Genomic DNA, 25677 nt, shown 5'->3' with positions numbered 1-25677 from the left:
TTATCTATTCTGAGTTCGATATCCCGATTGAAAAAGACCTCCAACGGGAGGTCTTGATGCATGAAATATGAGTAGATGACAGAAGATTATTCTGCCGCACACAGGAGGTTGGTTTAATAATCCAAACGCTGAATGTGCGTGATGCCTACCTTTCCTTCCAAGTCCTTAAACATGTGAACCATGGCTGGGTAAGGTTGAGATCCGGGGTAGACCATCTCGGCATTACAGAAGAAAGCGTAATTGCAGCCTGCGACTACTTGTGTCGCTACTGCAACAGGTCTATAGCTCACCCCCACAAAGCCTTCGATACCGCTTGCAAATGCCGCTTTATCTTCGTTGGAGAGTTCATGGAACAGTCCCCAGCCACCTAACATTGTATTAGCCATTTTGATTTTCCTTATTGTTTGCTCTAGATATGAGCAATATGAGTTTAGTTGAGTATTTGAAAAATGCAGTTTTTAATACGGCAGAGCTTCACATTGGAGTGCCACGTTGTTTGAGTCGGTTTCCACAAGGTTTAGCTGAATAGGGGAAAAGATAACTAAAATGATTGCGCAGTGGCTCAGCTATCATTTTTAACAAAGTCAGTTTATTGGATAAATGCGAAAATAAATATAGATGATTGAATTTTCAAGAAGAGAAAATATATGACGAGTTAGTGAAGCTTAAAATTCCCTAATTCCACGCCTGTATCAGATAATATTTTCCCTGATTGCTGTATTTCACAGAAATTAAAATAGATTGGGTAATGATTGGAGTTAATTCTTGGTAATATATGACGTTGTAAAATATCACTATTTAATTGATGAATTTGAGCTGACCAGTGGAGATTATTTTTCAGGAGATGAAATTCGATTTTTATCATGGGTTAAATTTTCTTGTTGGTGAGATTTCTCACGTAATAGTTGATACCAGTGTCGCTGGCGAGATGTTCTTCGAGACATATTTTACTCGTGGTGATGAATTTAAAAGAAGTAAAGGGGGGAGAGTAGTCAAGGTATTGCTGAGTGGTTAAAGCGTGGCGCATGGGCACCACGCAGAAATAGCTTACAGCGTAACTACGTTAGACGCTTGTGGGCCTTTCTTACCTTGTTCAACAGTGAAGCTAACACGTTGACCTTCAGTCAAAGTTTTGAAACCTTCTGACTGGATAGAATTAAAGTGAACAAACACATCGTTGCCACCGTTGTCTTGAGTAAGAAAACCGAAACCTTTAGTTTCGTTGAACCATTTTACAGAACCAGTCATTTTATTAGACATAGAGACCTCTAGATATAATTTTTACAGTAATTTATTAGGGCTTGAAACAAAAGCTATTATATGGAGTATTAAGGAGAAGCTATCACAGAGGTTGAACGAAGAGTATCGAAAAAAGACTGAGGTAAAACTTGAACTAAATTTCATTAATAGCTCGTTTGTCTGAGCTGTGTGTGAGTATACATGGAAAAAGAGTTATGACTAGGATTATTTTTTAAATAAGCTAATTATTTTATTTTCTCCGTAAAATTGAGAGGCTTGTTCATGTAAAACCTTGCGTGTAACCATTGATCCGTATCGGCATTCCACTATCCTGAACGATTACGGTGGAATACTTCTCACCATTGAATTTTCCCGCTGCACTAAAGCTACTATCGCGCTGATGATAGCGAATGCTTGATTGGATCTGCTAAATAAACAATGCCGCGAAGTAAACCGCGGCATTGTGCAGAGTGATAGACAGAAACGAAAGGATTTAACGCTGAACTGGATGAAGTGCCATAATCGCGGAACCAAACAGTAAAATGGCGAGGAGTGCCATTGCCCAATTACCCATACTGTAAGCCAGTCCAGCGGTGGCAGACCACATAGCAACACCGATATGCATCATGGTTATTACCCATGAGAGTAGCCGCCCGCGATGTTGGGACGACAAACCTGAGAGATAACCTTGCAGTGCGGGTGAGCCTATACCTCCAGCGAGTGCCCAAAATAGCAGTAGCAACATCAGTAAAATAAGCTGCGGTGCAGGAGAGAGATAAAACCCGACACTGCTCACCAGACAAACGACTAAAGCCAGTCGCATGATTTGTCTTCCGCCCTCAAAACGATGTGCAAAGCGAGGGAGCAAGACATTGCCCAATACGCTGACGAATCCCAGTACGGCATAAAGGCTACCGACTGACCAGATCGGCATGCCTTGCGTGTCGTGCAAATGTTGTCCTATTAAGTTGAATAAGCCAATTCCGCCACCTAACCCCAAACACATTGCCAATAAACCGCCTAAAGCCCCAGGGATCTTCCAGATTTTAGCGGGTTCAATCTCATCGTGATGGGGGACTTTCGGTTTTTCATCATCTTGAACGCGAATGATGATCAACCCTAACGCAACGCCCCAAGAAGCCAAACCTAAAGCAATGAACGCCGCACGCCAAGAGAGGCACTCAGCAAACAAGGCACCAAGGGCAGGACTAGAGATCATGCCCAAAGTGAGCCCTGATTGTACGGAAGCAATGCACTTCATCATGTCTGAATTTGAACGATCGGCGGCCATTGCGAAAGCAATCGGTAGCATCCCAGCACTGGCTAATCCCGTGAGGATCCGCGTGATGATGCCCCATTCAAAAGTTTCGACCAATCCGGTCGCAATCGAAGCCGCGCCAAAAATGATCGAGGCAGGCAACATAATGGCTAAGCGCCCAAAGCGATCTGACCAACCACCCAGTAGCGGGGCGATCAACGCTAACGCGACACTGTAAGCCGTGATGAATAAAGTCACTCGTTCCGGCGGTACTCCTAAATCATGGCCAATCGGTGCCAGAATCGTGCCTAACATCAGTTCATCCGCGCCGACTAAGAAGGCAATCAGAAATAACATAACTTTTAAAAACATTTCTTTACCCTCATTAGGCTTGCGTTGTTGTGGAAGAAGTTAGCACTTGAATATCAATGGTTTTATCCAGCCAGCCGTGTATGAAATCCTCTTCGTGAGAGACCACAATCAGCGTTCCTGAATAACGGACTAACGCCTGTTTTAAGGCGCTTTTCACTGTGTTATCCAGATGTGTAGTGGGTTCATCTAAAATCAACATATGTGTGGGTTGCAGAGTGAGTTGGCATAGTTTTACCTTGGTCTGCTCGCCACCACTTAATGAGCTGATGGGTTGGAGCACCATTTTCCCAGATAGGCCAAACTGCGCGAGATGCTGACGGATCGTTTTATCATCGGAGTGATGAGCGACCGATTTCACTAGCTGTACTGGCGTGGCATCAGGATCTGACCATTTAAGCTCTTGTTCGAAGTAGCCGATTTTTAAGCCATTGGCTTGCTCGATGTTGCCACTGAGCGGCTGTATTTGCCCAATCAGTGTTTTCAGCAAAGTGGATTTACCAATACCGTTAAATCCACGCACTGCTATTTTTTCCCCTCTGCGAATCGCGAATGAGAGGCTTGGGAGTAACGGGCGTGAGTAGCCAATGTGCAGCTCAGAAGTCAGCAGCATTTCTTGGGCGCGACACGGTGCACTTTTAAAAGAAAAAGCCACGGATTTTTGTTTTTCAGGAGCCGCTAAGCGTTCAATGCGCGCTAACTGTTTTTTGCGGCCATTGGCAATGCTGGCATTTACGCCCGCGCCATTTTTGGCAATAAACTTTTCCAGCTTTTCAATCTGCTTACTCTGCGCCTGATATTGTTTGGTATAAGCCTCTTGATCGCGGCTTTTCTGCGTTAGGGCTTTATCGATATTGCCTTTGTATTTGTAGAACTGCTGATGATCAATGTCGCAGGTCGTGGTCGCAATACGATTGAGAAAAGCACGGTCGTGAGAGATCACCATGAATGCCCCTTGGAATGCGTTCAAATAGTCCGCCAGCCAATCAATGTGTACGGCATCGAGATAGTTGGTGGGTTCATCCAGTAGCAACACATCGGGCGATTGCAACAGCAAAGCCGCCAAAATCACCTTGTGCCTTTGGCCTCCACTGAGGTGTTTAAGTTGCGTGTGTAACCCCAATTGGACAATTCCCAAACCTTGCGCGACATGTTCAATCTGCGTATCCAATGTGTAGAAAGCATGGCTTTCTAACTTGGTTTGGATATCAGCTGCCCGCTGCAAAGCATGCGAATTAACGCATTGTTCAGGGTCGGCGTAGATAGACATCATCTCCGCCTCAAGCTCATACAGTGCTTTGAAGGTTAATTGAAGATGTTCACGAATCGTGAGTTGCTCATTCATTTGGGCGTGTTGATCCAGATAGCCGATCTGGACATGGCGTTGCCATTCCATCTGCCCGCGATCGGGCAGCAGTTCCGCTTGCAGCAATTTGAACAGGGTGCTTTTTCCCACCCCGTTATGGCCAATCACGCCGATGTGTTCGCCCGCGTGCAAAGTAAAGTGGGCATTATGATAGAGAACCTTGTCACCCACTTGATGAGAGAGGTTTTGGATTGTCAGTAAACTCATTGCATTACATCCATAAAAAAACGAGGGCGGTTGATTGACCGGCCCTCGTTTCAAGAAGTTGAAACTTCAAGTCTGACCTTAATGCGCGTCAGAAATGAAAAAGCCGACGATGAAGCATCATCGTCGGCCAGTCTTCTGCAATCCTTCAGCTACAAAGTTACGCCTCTTGCTAAAAGCAAAAGGTGAGTCTTATCGCTGATGAAGATTTAAAAGATTAAGCTCCGAGCAACACTTCATCGTGTTAATGCGCGGAGTTCAGCCTTCTAACAAAATTCTTGAAAAGGATGTAAAGCATTGCAGAAAATTTCCTAAATTATTGCTGGGCGTGAATTTACTCTTTCCTCGAATGGGGGTCAACCAAAGGCACTTTTTACTTGTTTCGTTGAAGTCATCACAGCATTTCCCTTGCTAGGGTGATTGGTGTTACATTTTGTCACGATTTCAACCATGAATAAGAGAGAAGATGTATGGCAGGCGCAAGCTTATTGACCCTACTCGATGATATTGCGACGGTACTGGATGATGTGGCTGTGATGTCGAAAATGGCCGCAAAAAAGACGGCGGGTGTGCTGGGGGATGATTTAGCGCTCAATGCGCAGCAAGTCTCTGGCGTGGCAGCAGAACGCGAAATTCCAGTGGTGTGGGCGGTCGCCAAAGGTTCGTTTCGCAATAAGCTGATTTTGGTTCCGGCAGCACTCATCATCAGTTCCATCTCTCCTTGGTTGATCATGCCTTTGTTGCTACTCGGTGGTCTGTTTCTCTGTTTTGAAGGCGCAGAGAAGATCCTCGAAAAATGGCTGCATCCAGTACCCAAGCAGGATGCCGAACAACGCGCTGCCGCTATGATGACTGAGGGTTTAGAAACCGAAAGCTTGGCGACAGAAAGTGTGGCTGAGTACGAAAAGCGTAAAATTGGTGGTGCGATCCGCACCGATTTTATTCTGTCGGCAGAAATCATTGTGATCGCTCTTGGTACCGTGCAGGGGCAATCCATGCTCACACAAATTCTGGTGGTCAGCTTGATTGCCGTCATCATGACGATCGGCGTGTACGGCCTAGTGGCAGGCATAGTGAAGTTGGATGATTTGGGTTTCTATCTGCAACGCCAATCCAAAGGCCAAGGACTCAAAGCCAGCTTGGGGGAAGTGTTAGTGCGCTTTGCGCCCAAGTTGATGAAAGGGCTGACTGTAGTCGGAACCGCGGCGATGTTTTTAGTCGGCGGCGGGATCGTGGTGCATAACGTGCCTACGGTGCATCATGCCCTTGAACCTATGCTTAATGCTGTCCATGCATGGCCAGTGGTGGGGGCGCTTATGCCAACCCTCATTAATGGTGTGATTGGGGTGGCGGCTGGCAGCCTCTTAGTGGCTGTGATGGAAGTGTGGCACAAACTTCGCGGTTAATTCTCTCGGCTAGCTGTCGCTCCAAGTCGTTTGGTGAATCTCCTGCTTATTGGCAGCGACAGCGGTGTTGGCTACAACATGAAGTAGGGTATCCGTAAAATTCTCGTTGTTATTTTCGGGAAGGCAAATAAACTAGCGGCTTTTGTTTTTCGGCGGTCGATATTATGCAGTGTGAGTTCTTTATTCAAAAACGGTGTACCTCTTGCCACCAGTGTGCGCAGCCGTATTCACAGCAAGTTGAGAATAAAGATCAGCAGTTGCGTGAGTTGATTGTGCCAGCCACGGATGTGCAGTGGTTACCCCCTGTCACCAGTGCTGACACCGCGTTTCGCAATAAAGCCAAAATGGTGGTGCTCGGTGCGGCTCACGCGCCGATTTTAGGCATTGAAGATGCGCAAGGTCAGCCTTTGTCGCTAGTGACTTGCCCGCTTTATCCGCAGCCGATGCAAGAGCTGCTCGCTTATCTGGAAAACTGGATCCGCATCGCGGGTATTCCGCCGTATAACAAGTTGAAGAAAAAAGGTGAACTGAAGTTTATTTTGCTCACCCGCAGTGAAAACAGCGGTCAATATATGTTGCGTTTTGTAGCGCGCAGCCATGCGGTACTTGAGCGAATTGAACGCAATTTGCCGACATTGATCGCGGCTTTCCCGACGATCGAAGTGGTTTCCGTTAATATCCAGCCGGTGCATATGGCGCGTCTAGAAGGCGAAGAGGAAATTTTCCTCACCGAAACGCAAAGCCTGCTTGAACAGTTCAACGATGTGCCTATGGTGATCCGCCCGAAAAGCTTTTTCCAAACCAACCCCAAAGTGGCTGAGCAGCTATACGCGACCGCACGTGCTTGGGTGCGCGAGATTGCGCCAACGCAAATGTGGGATCTGTTTTGTGGCGTTGGTGGCTTTGCGCTACATTGCGCCGCGCCAAACACTGCTGTGACGGGTATTGAAATTGAACCAGAAGCGATTGCCAGTGCGCAACGTTCGGCGCAAATGATGGGGATTGATAATCTCAGCTTTGCAGCGCTCGATTCTGCCAAGTTTTCACAAAGCCAGATGAGTGCTCCGGAGTTAGTATTGGTCAACCCTCCGCGTCGTGGCTTGGGTAGTGAGCTGACCGCGCAGTTAGAAGCGCTTGCGCCAAAACACATTCTTTATTCCAGCTGTAACCCGCAGACCATGGTCAAAGACATCGCGGAACTTGCCAGTTACCAAATGATTCGCGTGCAGTGGTTTGATATGTTCCCCCATACGGATCACGCCGAAGTGCTGACCTTGTTGGTCAGAAAAGAGCACTAGAAATGAAAAAGGAGAGGTTCACCTCTCCTTTTGTGCATCTGAACTGAATTTACTTCACTGTCCATTCGATGTTTTCACCGGCGCGGATTGGCACCACGATATCGCTGCCAAACGGCATGCTTTCCGCGACTGGCCAAGCTTGCTTGGTGAGCGTGACGGTCTCTTGGTTGCGAGGCAGGCCGTAGAAATCAGGGCCATTAAAGCTGGCAAAGGCTTCCAGATTTTCAAGCTTGCCTTCTTTTTCAAACACTTCGGCATACAGCTCAAGAGCAGCATGGGCGGTGTAAGAACCTGCGCAGCCACAAGCGGCTTCTTTGCGGCCTTTGGCGTGCGGGGCAGAGTCCGTGCCGAGGAAGAATTTCTTGCTGCCTGACGTTGCCGCTGCCACTAACGCGTGTTGGTGGGTGGCACGTTTTAGAATCGGTAAGCAGTAGAAATGTGGGCGAATACCACCAACCAGCATGTGGTTGCGGTTAAACAGCAAATGGTGAGCAGTAATGGTCGCCGCAACGTTATCGCTTGCTTTCTGAACAAAGGTCACAGCATCGGCGGTGGTGATGTGCTCAAGCACAATTTTCAGTTGCGGGAAGTCATTTACGATCGGCGCAAGCACGGTGTCTAGGAAGGTCTTTTCACGGTCAAAAATGTCGACTTCGTGCGTGGTCACTTCACCGTGTACCAGAAGCAACATACCGACTTCCTGCATTGCTTGCAAAACAGGGTAAATTTTTTTGGCTGAAGTTACGCCTGAATCAGAGTTAGTAGTCGCACCGGCTGGGTAAAGCTTAGCTGCAACGACTTTGCCTGATGCTTTGGCTTTGCGAATTTCCTCAGGTGAAGTGTTATCGGTGAGGTAAAGCGCCATCAAAGGTTCAAAGTGTGCTTGTGGCTGAGCGGCCATAATTCGTTCACGATAGGCTAAGGCCATCTCGGTGGTGGTTACAGGGGGAACAGTATTCGGCATGATCAGTGCGCGGCCGTTATAACGGCTGATGTCGCGTACAGTATCGGCCAGTACATCGCCATCGCGAAGGTGAACGTGCCAGTCGTCTGGGCGTGTAATCGTCAGTGTTGTCATTGAGTGCTCCCACCATGAATGCATGAAATGATTGGAGCCTAAAGCGTCGCGCAAACGCTTCCGCTTAGGCGACAGGATGATAGTGGAAAGTGTAATCCATTTCATCCTTTATTTAATTTCAGGTGGTTAGAGGCTCATTTATTCCGGAGGGAAACAATCTCCTGTTGTAACAACTTGTTAGTCTGAGGTGACGATTTGTTCTATGATGTTGCGCAAATGACAACAGCCAAAGGAAGCACCATGTCGACGGGACACTTATCTCAAATCAATGTCTTTCCGGTCAAATCATTAGGAGGGTTGGCGCTTTCGTCCGCTTGGGTGGAAAAGCAAGGCTTAACCTTTGATCGCCGTTTTATGTTGGCACTGTCTGACGGAAGCATGGTGACGGCGCGTAAATTTCCACAAATGGTGCTGATCAAAACCGCGCTGCGTCATGATGGTGTGCTGTTTTTCGCACAAGGTCATGCATCTCTCACCATCCGTTATGCAGATTTCAAGTTGCAACCAGTACCCGCGCAAGTTTGGGCGGATAATTTCACCGCGTACACCACCACCGATGAAGCAGACGATTGGTTTAGTACGGTATTGGGGATTCGTGTTGAGCTCTTATACAGCGGCGAGCAATCCAATCGTGTGCGTGAAAAAGTGGGGCATAATGTCAGCTTTGCGGATGGCTATCCGATGTTGGTGATCAGCCAAGCATCGTTGGATGAACTCAACCGCCGCAGCCCTGAGTTTCATTCGATGGATCAATTTCGTACCAATTTAGTCGTTTCTGGGACAGAGCCCTTTGCCGAAGACAGTTGGAAGCGTATCCGGATTGGTGAGGTGGAGTTTGAAGCCGTCAAACCCTGCGAACGCTGCATTTTAACCACGGTTGAAGTGAAGAAAGGGGCGTTTAGGCCAACCAAAGAGCCGCTGCGTACTCTCTCACAATTTCGTGCTAATGAGCGCGGTGGCGTGTTCTTCGGGCAAAACTTGGTTGCCAAGAATGAAGGGATGATCCGCGCGGGTGATCCGATTGAAGTGTTGGAATACAAAGAGAAAGAAGTTTACCCAGATCAAGGTATTAGCCACTTCACACTGACTTGCGTTGAGCGCGAAGAAATTGCCCGCGATTTTGTGACCTTCTGGCTAGAGCCTGCCCAAGGCATCGCACCTCAGTATCTGCCAGGGCAACATCTGCCGATTGAAATGGTGATTGATGGTGAGCCTGTGCAGCGTTACTACACGCTTTCCTCTAGTCCATCGCGTCCGGGACGTTTGGCGATTTCGGTAAAACGCATTGATGGGGGACGAGCCTCTAACTGGTTACAAGAGAGTTTGCAGATTGGCACGACCTTGACCGCGCAGCATCCGGCGGGTCATTTCCATCTGGATACCACAGCGCCACAGCCTTTACTGCTGCTTTCTGCGGGCAGTGGTGTTACGCCAATGTTGTCTATGCTGCGTTATCTGGCTGACCATAACCAAGTGGATGATGTGGTGTTTTATCATCAATGCCGAAGTGAGCAAGATATTCCTTGCCGAGCGGAGCTGGATGCGTTGGCAAAACAACATGCTGGGTTAACGCTCATCTATGCGTTAACCCAACCTTCGGCTGAGTGGCAAGGTGAGCATGGTCGTTTAGCCTTGTCGCACATTAAGCGCATTCCGGATCTTCCTGCTCGCCAAGTGTTTGTGTGTGGCCCAGATGGGTTTATGCAAAAAGCGAAAAACTTGCTACAGAAACAAGGTGTGGCTGAGTCGGCTTACCATCAAGAAGCGTTTGGTGCTCAACGAACTGCGCCGCGTGAGAATAAGTCAGTAACAATGCGCTTTAATGGCATTCAGGTGGAAGGTAATAACCAGAAAACCTTGCTGGAACAAGCGGAAGCCGCTGGAGTGAAAATTGCCAATAGTTGCCGTGCTGGCATTTGTGGTGCGTGTAAAGTGGCCGTGAAATCTGGCCTTGTTCAGCAACCGAACGTCCCTGCTTTAGCGGTTCATGAACGCGCGATGGGAATAGCTTTAGCGTGCTGCGCGATGCCGGACACCGATGTGGATGTAGAGTTTTAGTCACCCTTGTTCGAACACATAAAAAACCTCCCGATGGGAGGGAGGTTTTTTGTGTTTTGGCTAGGATTACACTTTGAACTTATTCAAGATCGCATCTTGTTCACGGATGTTTTCCGTTTGCACTTGCATTGCGATATTGGCTTCATCGGCTGAACTTGCTACTTGGTCAGACAGATCTTTAATTTTCACCGTGTTGTTGTTGATCTCTTCGGCAACTAAACTCTGCTCTTCTGCGGCAGAAGCGATTTGAATGTTCATATCACTGATTTGTTGAATCGCGTGACGAATTTTCTCTAGCGCTTCATTTGCACCCTGCGCTTGAGTCACGGCATTGGTGGCGGTTTCTTTGCTATGACCCATTGCCACAGCAACCGCGCTAGCGCCGGATTGCAGTTTCTCAATCATGCTGCGAATTTCCGTGGTGGACTGCTGGGTGCGCTGCGCCAAGGTACGAACTTCATCGGCTACCACCGCAAATCCACGTCCTGATTCACCCGCACGAGCCGCTTCGATAGCTGCGTTGAGCGCAAGTAGGTTGGTTTGGTCTGCGATGTCGTTGATCACTTTCAATACGGTTTCGATGTTGGCGGTGGCACTTTCTAGCACTTTCACATCGGATACCGCTGCATCAATGGTCGCCGAAAGGGTATCAATCGCTTTGGTGGTTTTGGTGACAACCTCAGTACCGGAAGCGGCCGCTTCATCTGCCACTTTGGCTGCTGATGCGGCACCTTGGGCATTGTTAGCCACATCCGCTGAGGTGGTTGCCATTTCATGCATCGCGGTAGCCAGTTGCTCCAATTCATGCAGTTGAGAGCGCATGGCTTCTGCCGATTGCTCAAGGCTCATAGAGGTACTTTCAGAGCCGCGAAGTATCTCTTCGCCAATCGCTTTTGACTGAATCAATTGTCTTTGCAGAGCTTCAGTGAAGGTATTGAAACCTTTAGCAAGTTTTGCAAACTCTTCGTCTGTGTTGGTGCTTAGACGTTGAGTTAAATCGCCCTCACCGGAAGCCACATTTTGAATTGCATCATTAAGCACTTCGAGTGGGCGCATCAAGACACGGATGACAAACAGTAAGACGAAGATACTGATGGCTAATGCAATGGCAGTAAAGACAAGTGTGCTGTGTCTCAGTTCTGTTAGGGCGGCGTAAGCGATTTCTTCATCAATGACTACACCAACGTACCATTTTTCCCCTTCGACATCCGAAAAGCTAACCGCGTAAGGTTTGCCATTGATGATCACTTGGTGGGTATCTGGATTGATTTTGCTTTCACCTAAAAAATCAGACATCGGCTTGCCGTTGTACTCTTTTTTAGGGTGGGCAATGGTGGTGCCATCTTCAGCGACGATAAACACATAACCCGCATCGAACAATTTAACTTCATTCACTAGATCTGCGAGCTCTGCCAAACTCACATCGTAGAAAATGGATCCAATAAACTGTCCGCTTTTGTCTTTCACTGGAGTGGCAATGGAAACTAGAATTTCACCTGAAGCGGAGTCCGCATAAGGTGCGGTAATAACCAGTTTGCCAGCATTTTTCGCATCTTTGTACCAAGGACGCGCACGAGGATCCCAAGTTGGCCCTGGGTTCCAGCTTGGGTCATTGTTGATATTCGAACCATCTTTCTCCAAACCGAAACCAACCAACAAAAAAGTGTTTTTGATAATGGGTTGGGAAATGACATCTCGGATACTGGTTGGGTCTAGATTATTTTCAACGAGGCTAGTGGCATAGGCGGCAATTTGTTTACGTCCATCAATCACGGAAGCGGTAGTCTTACTTACGCCATCCACAATCTCATCCACACTGGCAGAAACCATGCTGCGAATTTCATCGCGCACCTTGAAGTATTGACTTCCAGACAGCAATGCAACAGTGGCAAGCAGAAGTACAGACGAGGCAGCAACAATTTTATGGCTGAATTTCATCATGATTCCTTTCTATAACTATAGGGTTATTATTATTAATAACTTTATAGTTATTTTTCTGAACTTCAGCCAGTTAGCGATCACACATTTATGTGGAGTTTGTGATAACAGTTTGATTTGTATTAGTATATTTTCTGTGAAATCAGATGCTTATATTGCATGTCCCAAAATGAGCATACAAAGCTGTTGGAACTGTTCTCCATTGCCAGAAAAGAGCTGATCAATAATGCTCTGTGTCTGAGCACCAGATTGCGAACGTTTTAAAGCTTCGCGCACCAGTAAAACAACATGTTGTTCTTTATTCACATTGGCGTGCGCTTCTGGCAGCCAGCCTTGTAGCGTTTGGCTTAGTGGCGAAATTTTGAGTTTAGGATCGCAGGTTGCGATATCTAGCATCAGCAATTGGGTTAAATGGCCAAAAGCGGGGTGGTCTCGCTCACAGCCTTGAAGGCGATTAAGCAGCGCGCTGGCCAGTTCAGACAGTTTGATAAAGCCTGCATTGTGCGGGAAGCGCACATTCAAGCGCAGTGAAAAATCGACGCGAGTGATCTGCGTATCGGGAAAAAATGTGAGGCCACACAAGCAGTCGAAAGGAATCCAAAGCGTTTGTCCGCGTTCCACGGCATACTCGTGTTTCCCGAGTTTACAGAGCAGTAAACCTTGTTCAACGCGGATCAGACTGTGTTTTAGCGTACGTTTACGTGCCGTGACCTCAAGGTAGGTGTAATGGCGCGTTTCAGACTGAATAGCGTAGTTCATAAGATGCCTCGGGAATTTTAAGGGCGCTAAGATTAACGCTTATCGCATAAAAAGCCAATTCCCGTTATTTTGGAACACATAACTCTGGTCTGACCTTAGACATCCTTGCTGATAGCATGGCTAAGTATGCGTAGAATGGGCCAGCTTTTTATCTGATGTACAAACCTATGACTTCAACAACTGATCCTTATATTGATATTCGTCCTTACAATGATGACGAGATACCCGCAGCGCTCTCTCGTCTGATCAATGACCAAGAGTTTATTTCGGCAATTTTACAACATCGTTTCAAACACCATGCCTCATGGCTACGTGCGTTGATGGCACCACTGGTTAAAGCTTACCTGAAACGTAAATGGGCGAAGTTGGATAGCGTAGAAGCGATTCAGCTTGAGGTGAAAAAATACCTAGACCAAACGCTCGAGCAAACCACCCAAGGTGTGACGTACAGTGGTTTGGATAAGTTGGCGAAAGATAAAGCCTATTTGTTCATCTGCAATCATCGCGATATCGCGATGGATCCTGCATTGGTTAACTATGGGTTACATATGGCAGGTCACCGTACCATGCGCATTGCGATCGGCGATAACCTGCTGAAAAAGCCCTGTGCCACAGAACTGATGCGTTTGAATAAGAGCTTTATTGTTAAGCGTTCGGCGAAAGGCCCACGTGAGATGATGAAAGCACTCGGCACACTCTCGGCTTACATTAAACATTCACTGGATACAGGGCATTCCATTTGGATTGCTCAGAAAGAAGGGCGTGCAAAAGACGGTAACGACCAAACCGATCCAGCGATCTTGAAAATGTTCCACGTTGAAGGGCGTCGGCAGAAAATTGAATTTGCTGATTATGTTCACTCACTCAACTTAGTGCCGGTATCGATCTCGTATGAAAATGATCCTTGTGACATTGCTAAAGCGTTAGAGTTGTACGAGAAAGCCACCCAAGGTCGCTATGAAAAAGGTGAATTCGAAGATATCGAAAGCATCATACAAGGCATTGTGGGTGATAAAGGTCGTGTTCATGTCGCGTTTGGTGATGTGATTACACAACCTTTCGATACACCGGAAGCCTTAGCGCAAGAGATCGACAGACAGATCCACCAAAACTATGTGTTGTACCCGATCAACCGCTTAGCGGCAGGGCAAGACGATTCCAACATCAGCCAAGAGGTTTGCGCAATATTAAAAGCGAAATTGTCGCAGTTGCCTGAAGCCGCACATTCTTACTTGCTGGATGCCTACGCGAATCCGGTTCGTAACCATCATAAATATTAATGCGAAGATGTTTGTCTTCATCATTGAAAAGAGGAGCTGCGGCTCCTCTTCCTTTATCATGCGAAAATGGCTAGGAGAACTTTAGCGTGCGACAGCACCACCGAGAGTGAGCTTGGTCGGCCATTGGCTGATTTGGTTTCCACCCAGATAAATATTACCTTTAACGGTCATTGAGTCAGGAAACTGAGTGATTTTTGAACCACCAATGTAGAGATTGCCTTCAATCACCACACCATCGGGTAGTTCTGCCAATGGTGTTCGGATCACGCTTAAATCGCCTTTTACGGTTAAACGCGGAGGTAAATTGGTTAGCGGAGTATCGGTGAAATTCAGATAGCCGCCGACCGTGACACCCGCAGGCCACGACTGAATTTTTGTACCGAGCAAATTGGCATAGCCTTTGATTTTCACACCTCGAGGAATCTTCTCCAACTGGCTGTTGGAGGCATCAAGGCTGCCATCAATCGTGGTGCCTTTGGGCAAAGACTTCATCGAAGTTTTTGCGATGTTCAAATTGCCTTTGATGTGAAAATTTTCAGGTAACGAAGTGTATGGCTTGCCCCGCAAATCGAGGTTTCCGTAGTTATCCAGATGATTAAGCACCATGTATTGATCCAACGTCATGGCTTGCGAATAACCCGTAATCAGCGAGAGAGAAAGTGCAATAAGACGAAACATCATGGATTAGCGTTTATCCTGTATGGCGATTTTTGCCAGTATAAAGGGTATCGGCGGTGCTGGCGTAGGCTTTAGTGCACTTCCGATTTGGAACAGGAATCGGATAGAAAGTGAATAAAGAAAAGCGGGCTAAAGCCCGCTCAGTGTCATTGCTCAATAACTAGCGTGCTAGTGCACGTGTTTTCAGTTCGAAAATCAATTTTTCAGCGCTAACTTCAAATTTAAAGCGGGCATGCAACTCAGTGGCATTCTCTTCCGCAGGAGCAACTTCATACTCCACATCAGCACACACTTGTTTAGCTAGCGTGATGTACTCAGCCAGCTTGCTATCTAGATGGGCTTTATCAGAACCAAAAATAGAGACTTCAGCCACATCATCACCCTCACGGATGATAAAGCCGATCTCACCTGCACAACCACAAGCTTCACATACTTCATTTTCGACACAAGTTTGGTTACTCATACCCTAATCCTCTTACGACTTCATCTACTTACTAATTATGGGGCCATTTTAGTCTTCTCTCCGTGCTTATGCCACAAAAATGGTCTACTGCTTTCTCAGTAGAATAAAGCTTTAAATGCAATGAAATGCTTATGAGGTGCGAGATTGTGTGGTTGAGTAGAGGAGGGACTTCTGTGATCTTCTCCGGTAATTTGGCGTTCCAAGTGTCGGAAAATTGTCAGAATTTCGACCGGTTCATTGTCAGGCTCAATGGTTTGTTGGATTATTCGTTAACCAAAATATGATTTATTGTGGTTATCGAGCCACCTTTGGCTTTTGCAAGTGACCTTGTTCAAAAAATGTAACAAAGACTTATGCAAAAGCGAGAAGTTACGGGTTGGCTGTCTAGTATTGAATTAGAGAATCAAAGAGTGGAATGGAGCCCCTCCTTCTTTGTGCCACTTATCATTTCAATAAAAACTCTCGTGCTGCTTTTTGTAAGCAGGCAATGAATTGACGTTAGAAAAGAGCCTTAACATGCCTAAGCGTAGTAAAGAAGATACTGAAGTGACGATTCAGACGATTATGGATGCGGTGGTCGACCAACTGCTTCGACTGGGTTATGACAAAATGTCTTACACCACTCTCAGTCAGCAGACGGGTGTATCTCGAACTGGGATCAGCCATCATTTCCCGAAAAAGACCGATTTTGCCTCTGCTTTAGATGGCCGGATCTTTAAGATGTTCATGGAGCATCTCGATTTTGACGATGACATTGATGCATTTCGATCGAGTTGGTTGCAAGCGATGGAAAAATCGGAGTTTGTGGCAATTTTACGCCTGTTGTTTCACCACATTGTTGCGACAGAGCGTGCCCATGATTTTGCCCACAAAGGTGTGACTCGTCTTTATAAAATGACGGAAGAGAAGTTCGGACAAGAGAGTCAAAAAGAAGTCGAATGGTTACTGGGACGCTCATTAGTCAGTATGGTGAACTAAAGGGTTCTCCCGATTTTCCGTATACGAAGGTGATATCCCCATTTTCGTGGGGATTATGAGAGCCATCTTTGGCTCTCACCTGAGGTTAGCCTCGGAAATTGATTACCGATGAATCTCTCACTCACTATCTACCTGCAACGCCAAGTTGTTTAGGTACTGTCGTACCTTTATTAAATATCCTCATCAAGTCCCAATCTCTTGCCTAATACATCGAGCGCAAGACGATTTAACTCTTATTTACAGCAGATATTCACAGCAGATTTTTTAGTCAGCCTGCCTAGCGAATTCTGGTATTCAGTGCTCTTTATTCGTGCCAACATACGCCGCGCAAACCATAATAAATATGGTCATGGTTGAGGGGGAAGATATGGATCAGCAAGCTAAGCAAGAACGTTTACAGGGGCGTCTTGAGCCTGAAATTAAACAATTTCGCCAAGAACGTAAAACGTTGCTGATCGCAACCGTTGATGCGCAAGGCCACCCGAATGCCAGTTATGCGCCTTTTGTACAAAATCAGGAAGGGTATTTTGTGCTGATTTCCCAACTGGCACTCCATGCCCGCAATTTAGAAGCCAATCCACACGTGTCGATCATGATGGTTGAAGATGAATCCGAAGCTCAACAGCTTTTTGCTCGTAAGCGTTTGACTTTTCATGCGTTAGCAAATGTTGTTGAACGTGATAGCGAGCTATGGTGCCAAGTGATTGCTCAAATGGAGGCACGTTTTGGGGAAATCATAAATGGGCTAAGCCAATTGCAAGATTTTATCCTTTTCCGCTTCAAGCCAGAGCAAGGTTTGTTTGTAAAAGGTTTTGGTCAGGCGTACCGAGTTTCTGGTGATGATTTGGTGGATGTTATTCATCTGCAAAAGGGGCATCGAAAATGACCGAAAGAAGACTGAACTCGTGCTCTGTAGTGGCTCTAAGTCTAAAGTGTTATTCTTGTAAGTTATTGAAAAATAGCATTATTTAAATTTTAATGTAAAACGTTTGCTATTCTATTCAGTCATCTTTACTTATGCACATTTTGATGACATTCACAATATAATGAATTCATCTGCAAGGTTTTTAATCAAAGTGGCAGCACGGCATCATTCGTGATCACCTAATTTATAATTAACAGAAAAAAATCATAAATCACCTACAACTTTTCTGGGCATCTTCTAAGCTGAAAGTAACAACAAAAAAGTCACACCAAATGACCAATATGTAATCTTTCTCCTAGAAGGAACTTCCATGAAAATTAATACGACTATGAAGCTTGTTTTCGCGACCATAGCCATTGGTATTGCGATCACTATGGTCACAGTGTTTCAGCTGGATAATCTTGAAAAACAAGCTGACCAGATGGCGAAGATACGTTATCTATCCTATCAAGCGGCGGATGAATTGCGCCAAAGCTCGGATGACCTTACCCGTTTAGGGCGCACCTATGTGGTTACTGGCGATGAGAAATACGAAAAAATGTATATGGATATTCTCGATATCCGCAACGGTAAAAAACCGCGCCCAGAAAACTATCACACCATTTATTGGGATCTTGTGTTGCAGTATGGCCAGAAACCTAAACCAGATGGTGACACCATCGCTTTACAACAGACGATGAAAGACCTTGGTTTTACGGATAGAGAGTTTGCTTTGCTCAAAGAAGCACAAAATAACTCAGATGCCTTAGTGAACATGGAAGTAAAAGCCATGAATGCCGTCAAAGGCTTGTACCCTGACGCGAGTGGTAACTATACCGTTAAAGGTGAACCGGACAGAGAAATGGCGATTCAATTGCTACACAGTGATGATTATCACCGTGAAAAAGCAAAAATCATGGCGCCGATTGACAAGTTTTTCCAAGAGTTGGAAAGCCGTACGAGTCAACAATTTAATGATGCCGCACAAAAAGTTCAAAACGTAGTGCTAGTGGGTAATATCTCACTGGTTGCGGTAGTTATCATTGCTATCTTGGGTTATGTGATCGTAAATCGTAAGATTGTTACGCCAATCGATGCAATGGCTGAGATTCTACAACGTGCAGATAAAAATTCTGATTTAACTCTGCGTGTAGAGGAAAGTGGTAACGATGAGCTGTCTATTATCGGTCGCACGATCAATAAAGTGTTAGGAAGTTATGGCACCACGATCAGTAAGATCAATCAGGTAAATCACACCATATCTTCGATTTCTGAAACCATTCGTGGCATTACCGATCAAAACGTGAAAATGGCTAACCAACAAAATCAAGAGTTGGATATGGCAGCTACTGCGATGGAGGAGATGACATCGGCGTTATCGAGCGTATCGCAAAGTACCAATATGGCTGAAGAATATGCAGGTAGCGCGGAGAAAGAGGCCAACACCAGCAAACAAGTGTTTGAAAAAACCATTCGCGAGTTTGCGGATTTGGATGGTGAATTCCAAAAAACCTCAGAAATTATTCAACAGTTGGCTACCGAATCCAACAACGTGGGTAATGTGTTAGATGTGATTAAAGCGATTGCAGAACAAACGAACTTGTTGGCGTTGAACGCAGCGATAGAAGCCGCGCGAGCGGGTGAACAAGGTCGTGGTTTCGCAGTGGTAGCCGATGAAGTTCGTTCTTTAGCACAGCGTACTCAAGAATCGACAGGTGAAATCGAGAATATGATTTCAATGCTGCAAGAAAAAGCGGAGATGTCGACCAAAACGATTCGTGTGAGTGCAGACAAGATGCAATCAACCCGTAATAACATGGGGGTTGCGAATGAAGCGCTAAGTACGATTCAAGGGTCTGCAAAAGAGATCCATAAACTGAACACCTCAATTGCGGCTGCAACCGAGCAGCAACTGTCGGTGAGTGATGAGATTTCAAGTAATCTCAGTACGATTAAAACGTTGTCAAGTGAGATGAATACCACGATTAACCAGCTTGGGCCGATTGTGCTTAACCTGCAACATAACGTGGATGATCTCAGTGGTGCTATTGCGCACATCCGCGCCTAAGTCTCTGGTGAACAGTAAAAATGCCTTCGCTTGCGGAGGCATTTTTTTGCCAGTAAGCAAAATTGATGCAAATCAATATAAACTCCGATTGTAAATGTTGGCATCTTGTTGCATTTGGCGTGCTTATGGCTCACTGATGCTTGTGTTATATGAGTTGTGCGATTTTACACTTGCGAAACATCGTTTTTTGTCATTGAGCTTATCGTTTTTTCTCTTTTTATCTTGATGAGGCTTTCCCTTACTTTGATGGCAGCGCATCGATACAGAAATGCGCAGAGTAGTGAGGACACTCGCCATTGATTTAAAAAGGAAGCCAAATGAAGCCAATATTCATTTTATCTCTCTTGGTTGCTGCCAGTAGTCCAGCTCTAGCGGAACGGCTAGCCAAGGAGCCCATCAAGCCTATTGAACCTATATCAGGACTCGATAGCCAGAAGATTGAATTAGGCAAAATGCTCTGGTTCGATCCCCGTCTTTCTGCCTCCAATACTATTTCGTGTAACTCTTGCCATAACGTTGCTAAAGGAGGTGTGGACAATTTACCAAGCTCAATCGGACATAAATGGGCAATTGGTCCCATCAACTCACCAACCGTGTTTAACTCAGATCTGAACTTTGTTCAGTTTTGGAATGGTCGTGCGAAAGATCTGCAAGAACAAGCTGCAGGGCCGATTGAGAACCCGTTGGAAATGGCGTTTAGCCATGAGCTAGCGATTGAGACGTTGCAATCTATTCCTCAGTACCGTCAATGGTTTAAAGCCGCCTATGGCAAAGAAGAGTTCTCGATCAACGAAGTGACGGATGCCATCGCCACCTTTGAAAAAACCTTACGTACCCCAAATGCCCCTTTTGATTTGTGGTTAAAAGGGGATGATGCCGCGCTCACCACGGCTCAGCTACAAGGCTATCAACTCTTTAAAGAGAAAGGATGTACTGCTTGCCATAGTGGAGAACTGGCGGGTGGCCAGATGTACCAAAAAATGGGGTTAGTGAAGCCATTTGTGACTCAAAACCCAGACGAAGGCCGCAAAGCAGTGACGGGGAATGACATCGATAAATTCGTGTTTAAAGTGCCTACTCTACGTAATATCGAACTGACTTATCCCTATTTCCACGACGGATCTGTGTGGGATTTACAACAGGCGGTGGAAGTGATGGCGGATATTCAGTTGGGGCAAAAATTAACCCGTGAAGAATCCGGCAAAATCACCGAGTTTTTGAAGTCATTAACGGGGGAGCAGCCACAGGTTGTATTACCTAATCTTCCACCCTCAACGTTGGAAACTGTTCGTCCACAAATCTAGACGATATGCTGTTGACGTTTGAAGCTGCCTGCGGGCAGCTTTTTCTTTTGTGCATTGTCACAAAAATCACCGTATGCCATAACCAAAGTGAGTAAGAGCGCTTATAAGTCTGTGCGCAGAGCAGACTGGAGGCGAGTCATGATATTGGATGGTCATTTAGCGCAACAAATAGTGGATCGCACTATGGCGATCATCGGTTACAACATCAATGTGATGAATCAGGCTGGAGTAATTATCGGCAGTGGTGAGAAGAACCGAATTGGGCAAGTGCATGATGGTGCCATTTTAGCGCTCAAACATGGTGATGCGGTTGAACTGACGGCAGAAAGCTGTGTTGCGCTAAAAGGTGTAAAACCGGGCATCAACATGGTACTTCGGAACCAACAGCAAATCGTGGGTATTGTTGGGATCACAGGTGAACCAGATGATATTCGCGATTTCGCCAATTTGGTGAAAATGAGTGCAGAAATGATCATTGAACAAGCCGCTTTAGTGGAGCAGTTGCAATGGGATAGACGGCATCGTGAAGAGTTCATTTCGGCATGGATCCAAAATACTCTGTCGCCGGTAGAGCTTGGTGCGTGGGCGGCAAGGCTCTCCATTGATCTCACCAAGCCGCGTGTAGCGGTGGTGATCGCGTTTCAGCAACCTAAAAGTGGGCAAAGCCTGGATCAAATCCGCCAAGTGGTTGAACTGCTAGAACACCCAGAGCGAGATAACTTAGTTGCTGTGGTTTCAATGCAAGAAATTGTGGTGCTTAAACCCTGCCGAACGCCGGAGCATTGGACTAGCGAATACGAAAGCCTGCGCATTGACAAGCTAATGGCAAGGCTGAAAACCTATAACATAACGGGGTACGACATCGCATTGGGGCAGTTATTCCTTAACCCCAACTCGATACATCTTTCATATCAAAGTGCCAAACAAGTGTTGCGTATTGGTCAGTTTCGTCAGCCCGAAAAGCAGAAGTATTTGTATGAGGAACTGCGTTTGCCAGTATTACTCTCCCCCCTAAACGAAGGATGGCAAGGTGAACAATGGCGGCAAGTGATGAGAGAACTGCAAAAACAGGATAAATCTGGGCAGTTATTGAAAACCTTAGATGGACTATTTACCGCCAATGGCAACCTAAATCTCTGCGCTCAGCAACTGTACATTCACCGAAATACTCTGCGTTATCGGCTAGAAAAAATCACCGAAATCACCGGAATTGATACTGGCTCGTTGCTCGGGTTAGCTGAACTGTATATTGCGTGTCAGCTCACAAGTTATGACTAAAACTGTGCATTTGCATAGTTTTTAACATTTTGCTGATAATTGTATTTGTTGTTCTGCCTAAAGGAATCACGCTGGTCAACAAGGATAATAGCTCGACCTTACAATCCCCTCCGGTTTGAAGCTAGGCGCTATATTGCTCGTTCAAGTGGTGGGGTATTAGACGTTGAGGGAGCGTATTCCTCAACCTCAAAATAAAAAAGACATGGAGCTACTATGAGTCTGATATTCATCTTGTTAGCGGTAATTGCCTTTATTGTGCTCGCTACCACCAAATTTAAATTACATCCCTTTTTGGCATTACTGATCGCCGCTTTCCTTGGTGCATTTGCCTATGGCTTGCCTGCGGACACCATTGCTAAAACCATCACTACAGGTTTTGGTGGAATTCTTGGTTACATTGGTTTAGTGATTGTACTGGGTACGATCATTGGTGTGATTCTAGAAAAAAGTGGTGCGGCCATTACCATGGCGGATACCGTCATCAAGCTGCTGGGTGAACGCTTCCCAACGCTGACCATGAGCATCATCGGTTACATCGTTTCGATCCCTGTGTTCTGTGACTCAGGCTTCGTTATCCTCAACTCATTAAAAGAGTCACTGGCAAAACGTTTAGCGACATCCAGTGTGGCAATGAGCGTGGCCTTAGCCACAGGTCTGTACGCTACTCATACCTTTGTGCCACCGACACCGGGACCGATTGCTGCAGCAGGTAACCTAGGTTTGGAATCACAACTCGGTTTGGTGATTGCGATTGGCCTGTTTGTGGCGGCAGTGGCGGCGATCGCCGGTATGCTGTGGGCAAACCGTTTCCAAAAAGTTGAAGCGGATATCGTCGATGCTCAAGAAAGCTCGAAACAAGACTGGCAAGCGCTGAAAGCCTCTTACGGTACATTACCGACCGCAAGTCAGGCTTTCGCCCCCATTTTTGTGCCTATTCTGCTGATCTGCCTTGGTTCTATCGCGAAATTCCCAAGTTTCCCTGTGGGGCAAGGAATGGCGTTTGAAGTGCTCGGTTTCCTTGGGCAACCGCTGACTGCACTGCTGATTGGTCTTTTGCTCTCTGTTCGTTTGCTGAAATCAACCGACAAAGTGGCCGAGTTTGGTGAGCGTATCAGCCAAGGTATTACTTCTGCTGCCCCTATCCTGCTCATCACAGGTGCAGGTGGTGCTTTTGGTGCAGTATTGAAAGCGACTCCACTAGGGGATTACCTTGGCACGACACTCTCTGCATTGGGTGTGGGAATCTTCATGCCATTCATCGTGGCGGCAGCACTGAAGTCCGCACAAGGATCTTCTACGGTAGCGCTGGTTACTACCTCTGCGCTTGTTGCGCCACTTCTGGGTCAATTGGGTTTAGACAGTGAAATGGGACGTGCCCTTACCGTAATGGCAATTGGTGCGGGCGCCATGACAGTCTCTCACGCGAACGACAGCTTCTTCTGGGTGGTTTCACAGTTCAGCCGCATGAGTGTGGGCTTGGCCTACCGTGCGCAAACTATGGCGACCTTAGTACAAGGGGTGACTGCGATGGTTGTGGTTTATGTTCTAAGCTTAATATTGTTGTAAAAGATTGAGGAGCGTGTGATATGAAAGTGGTTATCGCCCCAGATTCCTTTAAAGAGAGCCTGACGGCTAAGCAGGTGTGTGATGCGATTCAGGCCGGGCTTGCACGAGTATGGAATGATGCAAAATTTGTCACCATTCCCGTAGCCGATGGCGGTGAAGGGACAGTGCAATCACTGGTGGATGCCACACAGGGACGCATTGTTGAAGTCAACGTCATTGGGCCACAAGGTAAGCGAGTGGAAGCCTTCTACGGAATGTTAGGTGATAATCAAACTGCGGTAATCGAAATGGCGGCTGCCAGCGGTTTACACCACGTTCCCATCGCCCAGCGTGACCCCAAACTCACTACCAGTTTTGGAACAGGTGAGTTAATTCGCCATGCATTAGATCAAGGTGTCACTAAGCTCATCATTGGTTTAGGTGGCAGTGCAACCAACGATGGCGGCGTGGGTATGCTCGCTGCGCTCGGCGCTCGTTTTACCAACGCAGACGGTGAGCCCATTCAGCTTACGGGCGGCGGTTTACGTGAATTGGCGAATATTGACCTCAGTGAGTTTGATGACCGCTTACAACACTGTGATTTACTGGTGGCGTGTGATGTGAATAACCCCTTGTGTGGTGACAAAGGCGCCTCTGCTGTGTTCGGTCCACAGAAAGGGGCGACACCGGATGATGTGCGTCTGCTCGATGGGGCTTTGCAACAGTTTGGTCTACTCACCGAAAAAGTGACAGGCAAAGCCGTGTTACAGAGTGCAGGTGCGGGTGCTGCGGGTGGTATGGGCGCGGCTTTGCTGGCGTACACCCACGCCACTTTGCGCCCAGGGATTGAGATTGTTCTGGAAACCGTAGGCCTTGTTCACCAAGTGTGTGATGCCGATTTAGTGATTACTGGAGAAGGGCGGATTGATAGCCAAACCGTACATGGCAAAACGCCAATGGGAGTGGCAAAAGTGGCGAAACGGTTTGATGTGCCCGTGGTTGCTCTTGCTGGCTGCACAGGTGATAACTATCAAGCGGTTTATCAGTGTGGAATTGACGCAGTGTTTGCCGCAGTGCCAAGGGCAATGTCGTTAGAAGAGGCACTCAAAGAATCCGATTTTAACCTTGCCGATCTGGCGGAAAATGTCGCCAGATTGTGGGTTCTCTCTAAATAAAACAGAAAGCTGGCGGAAGTCAGCTTTCTTTCTTTTCTGCCTTAAGCCATTCTTTTTTCAATTTCTCATTAGTGTTTTAAGCGTTAACCAAGGTGGTTGCGTAATATCTAAAGGGTAATCTCTGAAAGTAATGTTGAAAGGATCTCCCTCATGTCGAAATGGCTTCGAATACTCTTACTTTGTACTCTTTTGGCTGGGTGCGGTACCAAGTTTGTCTACCATCACCTTGATTGGTTTGTGATTGACTATGTAGAAGATTTCGTTGATCTCGATGAACAACAGAAATTGATGATCGAACAAGCGATGCCTGATCTGCTTGAATGGCATACACGAGAAGCGCTGCCCCGCTATGTTGAACAAATCGATGAGCTATTGGCCTTGCCTCTAAGCAATGTCACGGTTGAGCAGATTGCGCAGCATCAAGATCGTGCTCGTGCGCATTATCAACAGCTGGTTAATAAGCTGCTCCCAGATGTTACGGCTATTGCAGCGACATTCAAGCAAACACAAATTGACCAATTTATGGACGCGGTAGTGAAAAGGCATGAGAAGTTTGCGAAGAAGTATCGTGAGATGGATGAGCCAGCGTTGCGCCAATTTTATCAAGAGAAAGTGCAAGAGGATTTAGAAGAGTGGTTGGGGCCATTGACCCCTGAGCAAAAAATCGTGCTCAAGGAGTGGAGTTTGAATATCCAATCCACCATAAGTGATTGGGTGGTAGTGCAAGTGACGTTTCGTGAACAAATTCGCGCACTGTTTGAAAAGCGCCACCAACCTGAGCAATTTCAGGCTTATCTTGGGGAGTTATTACTCAATTCGGAGCAGTATTACAGCCCAATTTTAAAAGCTAAGCTGGCTTATAATCGTGGGTTAGCACAACGATATTTGGTTGAGATTTTGCGCATCAGCACGCCCAAACAACAACTGCATTTTCGGCAAGAGTTACAAGACTGGAAAGAAATAGGCATGGATCTGCTTGTGAAAAATTAAGCAAGGTGTGATTCCCCCTGTTGAAATACAAGATTCAAGCA

At 46.5% G+C, this 25677-nt stretch carries 21 protein-coding genes; 12 read left to right on the top strand and 9 right to left on the bottom strand.

Annotation, left to right across the window (positions count from 1 at the left end; genetic code table 11):
• Positions 1-113: 113 nt before the first annotated feature.
• From VOA_RS09640 to VOA_RS09655, 4 genes are all read right to left on the bottom strand, one after another.
• Positions 114-386, bottom strand: a complete 273-nt coding sequence (locus VOA_RS09640) for a hypothetical protein (protein WP_000024173.1) — start codon at positions 384-386, stop codon at positions 114-116.
• 661 nt (positions 387-1047) lie between these two features.
• Positions 1048-1260 carry a transcription antiterminator/RNA stability regulator CspE gene (gene cspE / locus VOA_RS09645; protein WP_000066499.1) on the bottom strand — a complete coding sequence of 71 codons (213 nt, stop codon included), beginning with the start codon at positions 1258-1260 and terminating at the stop codon, positions 1048-1050.
• 472 nt (positions 1261-1732) lie between these two features.
• Positions 1733-2869 carry an MFS transporter gene (locus VOA_RS09650; RefSeq protein ID WP_000479221.1) on the bottom strand — a complete coding sequence of 379 codons (1137 nt, stop codon included), beginning with the start codon at positions 2867-2869 and terminating at the stop codon, positions 1733-1735.
• 13 nt (positions 2870-2882) lie between these two features.
• A complete protein-coding gene (locus VOA_RS09655) occupies positions 2883-4439 on the bottom strand; it encodes an ABC-F family ATP-binding cassette domain-containing protein (RefSeq protein ID WP_000055375.1) in 1557 nt (518 codons plus the stop codon).
• A gap of 467 nt (positions 4440-4906) precedes the next feature.
• Here VOA_RS09655 and VOA_RS09660 point away from each other — a divergent pair, with 467 nt between their 5' ends.
• Both VOA_RS09660 and rlmC read left to right on the top strand, forming a co-directional pair.
• Positions 4907-5842: a DUF808 domain-containing protein gene (locus VOA_RS09660; protein ID WP_000896554.1), complete on the top strand. Its 936-nt coding sequence runs from the start codon at positions 4907-4909 to the stop codon at positions 5840-5842.
• Positions 5843-6006: 164 nt separating this feature from the next.
• Positions 6007-7140: a 23S rRNA (uracil(747)-C(5))-methyltransferase RlmC gene (gene rlmC, locus VOA_RS09665; protein WP_001149829.1), complete on the top strand. Its 1134-nt coding sequence runs from the start codon at positions 6007-6009 to the stop codon at positions 7138-7140.
• A gap of 49 nt (positions 7141-7189) precedes the next feature.
• On the opposite strand, the gene pyrC is transcribed toward rlmC, so the two are convergent.
• Positions 7190-8218: a dihydroorotase gene (gene pyrC / locus VOA_RS09670; RefSeq protein WP_000210001.1), complete on the bottom strand. Its 1029-nt coding sequence runs from the start codon at positions 8216-8218 to the stop codon at positions 7190-7192.
• A gap of 240 nt (positions 8219-8458) precedes the next feature.
• On the opposite strand from pyrC, the gene VOA_RS09675 reads away from it, so the two are divergent.
• Complete coding sequence (locus VOA_RS09675) at positions 8459-10276, top strand: hybrid-cluster NAD(P)-dependent oxidoreductase (protein ID WP_000103054.1); 1818 nt, start codon at positions 8459-8461, stop codon at positions 10274-10276.
• Positions 10277-10342: 66 nt separating this feature from the next.
• Here the strand turns inward: VOA_RS09675 and VOA_RS09680 are convergent, their stop codons facing one another.
• Together VOA_RS09680 and VOA_RS09685 are read right to left on the bottom strand one after the other, a co-directional pair.
• Positions 10343-12214 (bottom strand): methyl-accepting chemotaxis protein, encoded by a 1872-nt coding sequence (locus VOA_RS09680; RefSeq protein WP_000672474.1) that lies wholly within the window; start codon positions 12212-12214, stop codon positions 10343-10345.
• Positions 12215-12364: 150 nt separating this feature from the next.
• A complete protein-coding gene (locus VOA_RS09685) occupies positions 12365-12973 on the bottom strand; it encodes a hypothetical protein (RefSeq protein ID WP_001104929.1) in 609 nt (202 codons plus the stop codon).
• A 167-nt stretch (positions 12974-13140) separates the two neighbouring features.
• On the opposite strand from VOA_RS09685, the gene VOA_RS09690 reads away from it, so the two are divergent.
• Positions 13141-14253, top strand: coding sequence for a 1-acyl-sn-glycerol-3-phosphate acyltransferase (locus tag VOA_RS09690; protein ID WP_000204889.1), 1113 nt, complete (start codon positions 13141-13143; stop codon positions 14251-14253).
• Between the two features lie 81 nt (positions 14254-14334).
• Here VOA_RS09690 and VOA_RS09695 read toward each other — a convergent pair whose 3' ends face one another.
• The gene (locus tag VOA_RS09695; protein WP_000971570.1) at positions 14335-14934 is read right to left on the bottom strand and encodes a hypothetical protein; all 600 of its coding nucleotides are present in this window, start codon (positions 14932-14934) and stop codon (positions 14335-14337) included.
• Positions 14935-15091: 157 nt separating this feature from the next.
• A complete protein-coding gene (locus tag VOA_RS09700) occupies positions 15092-15394 on the bottom strand; it encodes a YfcZ/YiiS family protein (protein WP_000070923.1) in 303 nt (100 codons plus the stop codon).
• Between the two features lie 516 nt (positions 15395-15910).
• On the opposite strand from VOA_RS09700, the gene VOA_RS09705 reads away from it, so the two are divergent.
• The 8 genes from VOA_RS09705 to VOA_RS09735 all read left to right on the top strand — a co-directional run bounded on the left by VOA_RS09705 (position 15911) and on the right by VOA_RS09735 (position 25636).
• Entirely contained in the window at positions 15911-16372 is a 462-nt protein-coding gene (locus tag VOA_RS09705; RefSeq protein ID WP_001126280.1) for a TetR family transcriptional regulator, read from the top strand.
• A 367-nt stretch (positions 16373-16739) separates the two neighbouring features.
• Entirely contained in the window at positions 16740-17258 is a 519-nt protein-coding gene (hutZ, locus tag VOA_RS09710; protein ID WP_000372644.1) for a heme utilization protein HutZ, read from the top strand.
• 349 nt (positions 17259-17607) lie between these two features.
• The gene (locus tag VOA_RS09715) at positions 17608-19344 is read left to right on the top strand and encodes a methyl-accepting chemotaxis protein (protein WP_000700937.1); all 1737 of its coding nucleotides are present in this window, start codon (positions 17608-17610) and stop codon (positions 19342-19344) included.
• Between the two features lie 317 nt (positions 19345-19661).
• Positions 19662-20648, top strand: a complete 987-nt coding sequence (locus VOA_RS0117760; protein WP_000802453.1) for a cytochrome-c peroxidase — start codon at positions 19662-19664, stop codon at positions 20646-20648.
• A 138-nt stretch (positions 20649-20786) separates the two neighbouring features.
• Entirely contained in the window at positions 20787-21926 is a 1140-nt protein-coding gene (locus VOA_RS09720; protein ID WP_000599551.1) for a PucR family transcriptional regulator, read from the top strand.
• A gap of 213 nt (positions 21927-22139) precedes the next feature.
• Positions 22140-23492, top strand: coding sequence for a GntP family permease (locus tag VOA_RS09725; protein WP_000052399.1), 1353 nt, complete (start codon positions 22140-22142; stop codon positions 23490-23492).
• 20 nt (positions 23493-23512) lie between these two features.
• Entirely contained in the window at positions 23513-24646 is a 1134-nt protein-coding gene (locus VOA_RS09730; RefSeq protein ID WP_000869533.1) for a glycerate kinase, read from the top strand.
• Positions 24647-24796: 150 nt separating this feature from the next.
• Positions 24797-25636 carry a DUF6279 family lipoprotein gene (locus tag VOA_RS09735; protein WP_000049502.1) on the top strand — a complete coding sequence of 280 codons (840 nt, stop codon included), beginning with the start codon at positions 24797-24799 and terminating at the stop codon, positions 25634-25636.
• The last annotated feature ends 41 nt before the right edge of the window (positions 25637-25677 follow it).

The organism is Vibrio sp. RC586 (genome assembly GCF_000176715.1).
Classification (GTDB): Bacteria; Pseudomonadota; Gammaproteobacteria; order Enterobacterales; family Vibrionaceae; genus Vibrio.
This window is presented reverse-complemented; position numbering and strand designations above follow the sequence as displayed.

Coding starts and splice junctions, on each gene's coding strand:
- VOA_RS09700 (WP_000070923.1), bottom strand. CDS start 15,394: ATGAGTAACCAAACTTGTGTCGAAAATGAAGTATGTGAAGCTTGTGGT.
- VOA_RS09725 (WP_000052399.1), top strand. CDS start 22,140: ATGAGTCTGATATTCATCTTGTTAGCGGTAATTGCCTTTATTGTGCTC.
- VOA_RS09690 (WP_000204889.1), top strand. CDS start 13,141: ATGACTTCAACAACTGATCCTTATATTGATATTCGTCCTTACAATGAT.
- VOA_RS09705 (WP_001126280.1), top strand. CDS start 15,911: ATGCCTAAGCGTAGTAAAGAAGATACTGAAGTGACGATTCAGACGATT.
- rlmC (WP_001149829.1), top strand. CDS start 6,007: ATGCAGTGTGAGTTCTTTATTCAAAAACGGTGTACCTCTTGCCACCAG.
- VOA_RS09660 (WP_000896554.1), top strand. CDS start 4,907: ATGGCAGGCGCAAGCTTATTGACCCTACTCGATGATATTGCGACGGTA.
- cspE (WP_000066499.1), bottom strand. CDS start 1,260: ATGTCTAATAAAATGACTGGTTCTGTAAAATGGTTCAACGAAACTAAA.
- VOA_RS09695 (WP_000971570.1), bottom strand. CDS start 14,934: ATGATGTTTCGTCTTATTGCACTTTCTCTCTCGCTGATTACGGGTTAT.
- VOA_RS09715 (WP_000700937.1), top strand. CDS start 17,608: ATGAAAATTAATACGACTATGAAGCTTGTTTTCGCGACCATAGCCATT.
- VOA_RS09730 (WP_000869533.1), top strand. CDS start 23,513: ATGAAAGTGGTTATCGCCCCAGATTCCTTTAAAGAGAGCCTGACGGCT.
- VOA_RS09720 (WP_000599551.1), top strand. CDS start 20,787: ATGATATTGGATGGTCATTTAGCGCAACAAATAGTGGATCGCACTATG.
- VOA_RS09640 (WP_000024173.1), bottom strand. CDS start 386: ATGGCTAATACAATGTTAGGTGGCTGGGGACTGTTCCATGAACTCTCC.
- pyrC (WP_000210001.1), bottom strand. CDS start 8,218: ATGACAACACTGACGATTACACGCCCAGACGACTGGCACGTTCACCTT.
- VOA_RS09675 (WP_000103054.1), top strand. CDS start 8,459: ATGTCGACGGGACACTTATCTCAAATCAATGTCTTTCCGGTCAAATCA.
- VOA_RS09680 (WP_000672474.1), bottom strand. CDS start 12,214: ATGAAATTCAGCCATAAAATTGTTGCTGCCTCGTCTGTACTTCTGCTT.
- VOA_RS09735 (WP_000049502.1), top strand. CDS start 24,797: ATGTCGAAATGGCTTCGAATACTCTTACTTTGTACTCTTTTGGCTGGG.
- VOA_RS09655 (WP_000055375.1), bottom strand. CDS start 4,439: ATGAGTTTACTGACAATCCAAAACCTCTCTCATCAAGTGGGTGACAAG.
- VOA_RS0117760 (WP_000802453.1), top strand. CDS start 19,662: ATGAAGCCAATATTCATTTTATCTCTCTTGGTTGCTGCCAGTAGTCCA.
- VOA_RS09650 (WP_000479221.1), bottom strand. CDS start 2,869: ATGTTTTTAAAAGTTATGTTATTTCTGATTGCCTTCTTAGTCGGCGCG.
- hutZ (WP_000372644.1), top strand. CDS start 16,740: ATGGATCAGCAAGCTAAGCAAGAACGTTTACAGGGGCGTCTTGAGCCT.
- VOA_RS09685 (WP_001104929.1), bottom strand. CDS start 12,973: ATGAACTACGCTATTCAGTCTGAAACGCGCCATTACACCTACCTTGAG.